The sequence below is a fragment of the Streptomyces sp. UH6 genome, from assembly GCF_013421635.1.
In the GTDB taxonomy this organism is placed as follows: Bacteria; Actinomycetota; Actinomycetes; order Streptomycetales; family Streptomycetaceae; genus Streptomyces; species Streptomyces abyssomicinicus.
In genome coordinates this window covers 1-3,591 of record NZ_JACADT010000587.1, presented here as the reverse complement: position 1 = coordinate 3,591, position 3,591 = coordinate 1, and the positions used below count along the sequence as shown (strand labels likewise).

Below are 3,591 nucleotides of genomic sequence, written 5' to 3'. Positions count from 1 at the left end.
GGCGTGCGGCTCCGGGCGGAACCGTCCCACCGGCCCCGTCACGCTGATCGCCGCCACCGCCGTGCGTCCGTCGGGCTCGAGCACCGGCGCGGCGACACAGAGCAGTCCCTGCGTGGACTCCTCGTACTCGTAGGCGACGCCCGTCTCCACCGCCTTCACCAGCTGCCGCCGCAGCAGGCCCGGGGCCACCACCGTGCGGGGCGTCCGCCGCTCCAGCGGGCCCGAGAGCACAGCGGTCAGCTCCTCCTCGTCGGCGTGGGCCAGCAGCACCTTGCCGATCGCGGTGCAGTGCACCGGCATCCGGCCCCCGGTGCGCGACGGCGTCCTGGCCTGGCGGTGACCGCCGATCTTCGTCAGGTACAGCACCTCGCCGCCCTGGCGCACCCCGAGGTGCACCGTCTCGTGGGTGCGCTCGTACAGGTCCTGGAGGAACGGCATCGCCAGCTCCACCAGCGTGCGCTCGGCGGCGGCCCGCAGCCCCAGCTCGAACAGTCCGCCGGACAGCCGGTAGCCGTGCTCGGTCCGGTCGAGCAGCCGGTGGTGGACCAGGTCGCCCGCGACGCGGTGCGCGGTGCCCTTGGCCAGCCCGGTGCGGCGCACCAGCTCGGCCAGCGGCAGCACCGAGTCGGCCGGGCCGAACGCCCGCAGGACGGCCAGTGCCTTGCCCAGGACCGTGTCGAGGTCGTCCCGGTCCCGCTGGTGCTCCATGCCGAACAGCGTACCGCTGAGCGGAACGCCGTCGTGGAGAACGCCGGTCCGGTGCCGCACTGTGGACGGCATGTCCCAGACCCAGCCCGCTGTCGGCCCCGACAGCATCGCCGCCGCTGCCGCCCGTCTCCGCGAGGCCGCGGCCACCGGCGTCCCCGCCGCCCCCGTGCGTGACCTGATCGGCCGGGACGACGTCGCGGCCGCGTACGCCGTGCAGTCGCTGCTCGCCGCCGAGCGGACCGAGGCGGGCGCCCGGCTCGTCGGCCGGAAGATCGGCCTGACCTCGACCGCCGTCCAGCAGCAGCTCGGCGTCGACCAGCCCGACTTCGGAGTCCTCTTCGACGACATGGAGTACGCCGACGGCTCCGTCACCCCGGCCGACGCGATCCTCCAGCCGCGGATCGAGGCCGAGATCGCCTTCGTCCTCAAGGCCGACCTCGCCGAGGGCCCGCTCGACGACGCCCAGGTCCGCGAGGCCGTCGACCACGCCGTCGCCGCACTGGAGATCTGCGGCAGCCGGGTGGCCGGCTGGGACATCAGCTTCGGCGACACCGTCGCCGACAACGCCTCGGCCGGCGGCTACGTCCTCGGCTCGCAGCGCGTCCCGCTCGCCGACTTCGACCCCGTCGCCGCCGAGATGACCATGACGATCGACGGCGAGACCGTCTCCACCGGCAACGGCGCCGCCTGCCTCGGGGACCCGGTCAACGCCCTCGTCTGGCTCGCCCGCCAGGCCCGTGAGCTGGGCTCCCCGCTCCGCGCCGGCCAGGTGATCCTCTCCGGCGCCCTCGGCCCGATGCGCCCGGTCGCGGCGGGCAACGCCGTCCGGGCCACCGTCACCGGCCTCGGCACGGTCTCGGTCACCTTCTCCTGACCCCCTCCGCCTCTCCTCCCGCAAGGAACCCACGATGAGCAAGACCAAGGTCGCCGTCATCGGGTCGGGCAACATCGGCACCGACCTGATGATCAAGATCATGCGCAACGCGCAGCACCTCGAGATGGGGGTCATGGTCGGCATCGACCCGGCCTCCGACGGACTCGCCCGCGCCGCCCGCTTCGGCTTCGAGACCACCGCCGAGGGCGTCGACGGACTGCTGAGGTCGCCCCAGATCGACGAGATCGGCATCGTCTTCGACGCCACCTCCGCCGGCGCGCACCGCCACAACGACGAGAAGCTGCGCCCGCTCGGCATCCGGATGATCGACCTGACCCCGGCCGCGATCGGCCCGTACGTCATCCCGGCGGTCAACCTGGACGAGCACCTCGACGCGCCCAACGTCAACATGGTCACCTGCGGCGGCCAGGCCACCATCCCGGTCGTCGCCGCGATCAGCCGGGTCGTCCCGGTCGCGTACGCGGAGATCGTCGCCTCCATCGCCTCCAGGTCGGCCGGCCCCGGTACCCGGGCGAACATCGACGAGTTCACGGAGACCACCTCCGAGGCCATCGTGAAGGTCGGCGGCGCCCGGCGCGGCAAGGCGATCATCATCCTCAACCCGGCCGAGCCGCCGCTGATGATGCGCGACACCGTCTTCGCCCTGGCCACCCTCCCGGAGGGCGAGGACGGGGAGACGGCCGCGCGGCAGATCACCGAGTCGGTCGAGAAGATGGTCGCCGAGGTCAACGCCTACGTCCCCGGCTACCGGATGGTCCAGGACGTGCAGATCTCCGAGATCCCCGCCGACCAGCCGGTCGAGACGCTCCTCGCGGAGGGCGACGCCGCCCGGCCGACCCACCAGGTGTCGGTCTTCCTCAAGGTCGAAGGCGCGGGCATGTACCTGCCGGAGTACGCCGGAAACCTCGACATCATGACCTCGGCCGCGGTGCAGATGGCCGAGAAGATCGCCGCCGCGAAGGAGACCGCGAAGTGAGCACCCCCGACGCCGACGTCCAGGTCTTCGTCCAGGACGTCACCCTCCGGGACGGCATGCACGCCGTCCGGCACCGGATCACCCCCGAGGACGTCAAGCGCATCGTGCTGGCGCTCGACGAGGCCGGCGTGGACGCCGTCGAGGTCGCGCACGGCGACGGCCTGGCCGGCGGCTCGCTCAACTACGGCCCCGGCTCGAACACCGACTGGGAGTGGATCGAGGCCGCCGCCTCCGTCCTCAAGAACGCCCGCCTCACCACGCTCCTCCTCCCGGGCGTGGGCACCATCGACGAGCTGAAGCACGCCTACGACCTCGGCGTCCGCTCGGTCCGCGTGGCCACCCACTGCACCGAGGCCGACATCTCCGCCCAGCACATCGCGGCCGCCCGCGAGCTCGGCATGGACGTCTCCGGCTTCCTGATGCTCTCCCACATGGCCGAGCCCGAGAAGCTCGCCCAGCAGGCGAAGCTGATGGAGAAGTACGGCGCCCAGTGCGTCTACGTCACCGACTCCGGCGGCCGGCTCACCATGAACGACGTGGCCGCGCGGGTCCGCGCCTACCGGGACGTCCTCGACCCGGCCACCGAGATCGGCATCCACGCCCACGAGAACCTCTCGCTCTCCGTGGCCAACTCGGTGGTGGCGGTGGAGAACGGCGTCCGCCGCGTCGACGCCTCCCTCGCCGGCCACGGCGCGGGCGCGGGCAACTGCCCCCTCGAGGCGTTCGTCGCCGTCGCCAACCTGTCGGGCTACCGGCACGGCTGCGACCTCTTCAAGCTGCAGGACGCCGCCGACGACATCGTCCGGCCGCTCCAGGACCGCCCGGTGCGCGTCGACCGCGAGACCCTCACCCTCGGGTACGCGGGCGTCTACTCCAGCTTCCTGCGGCACGCGGAGATCGCCTCCCGGCGCTACGGCGTCGACGTCCGCGACATCCTGATGGAGTGCGGCCGGCGGCGTCTGGTCGGCGGGCAGGAGGACATGATCATCGACATCGCCCTCGACCTGGCGGC

Annotated in this window: 4 protein-coding genes; 3 read left to right on the top strand and 1 reads right to left on the bottom strand. The window is 72.7% G+C overall.

Annotated features, from left to right (window positions below):
- Nucleotides 1–780 (bottom strand): IclR family transcriptional regulator (locus tag HW445_RS22515; RefSeq protein ID WP_257231229.1); only part of this gene is annotated, 780 nt, incomplete at its 3' end.
- On the opposite strand from HW445_RS22515, the gene HW445_RS22510 reads away from it, so the two are divergent.
- The 3 genes from HW445_RS22510 to dmpG form a co-directional block, all read left to right on the top strand.
- Complete coding sequence (locus HW445_RS22510; RefSeq protein WP_151771145.1) at nucleotides 779–1,582, top strand: 2-keto-4-pentenoate hydratase; 804 nt, start codon at nucleotides 779–781, stop codon at nucleotides 1,580–1,582. The genes HW445_RS22515 and HW445_RS22510 overlap by 2 nt on opposite strands.
- 34 nt (nucleotides 1,583–1,616) lie before the next feature.
- Nucleotides 1,617–2,579: an acetaldehyde dehydrogenase (acetylating) gene (locus tag HW445_RS22505; protein WP_180222785.1), complete on the top strand. Its 963-nt coding sequence runs from the start codon at nucleotides 1,617–1,619 to the stop codon at nucleotides 2,577–2,579.
- Nucleotides 2,580–2,635: 56 nt separating this feature from the next.
- Nucleotides 2,636–3,591: 4-hydroxy-2-oxovalerate aldolase (gene dmpG, locus HW445_RS22500; protein WP_218957275.1), on the top strand; the 956-nt coding region annotated here is incomplete at its 3' end.

Coding starts and splice junctions, on each gene's coding strand:
- HW445_RS22505 (WP_180222785.1), top strand. CDS start 1,617: ATGAGCAAGACCAAGGTCGCCGTCATCGGGTCGGGCAACATCGGCACC.
- HW445_RS22510 (WP_151771145.1), top strand. CDS start 779: ATGTCCCAGACCCAGCCCGCTGTCGGCCCCGACAGCATCGCCGCCGCT.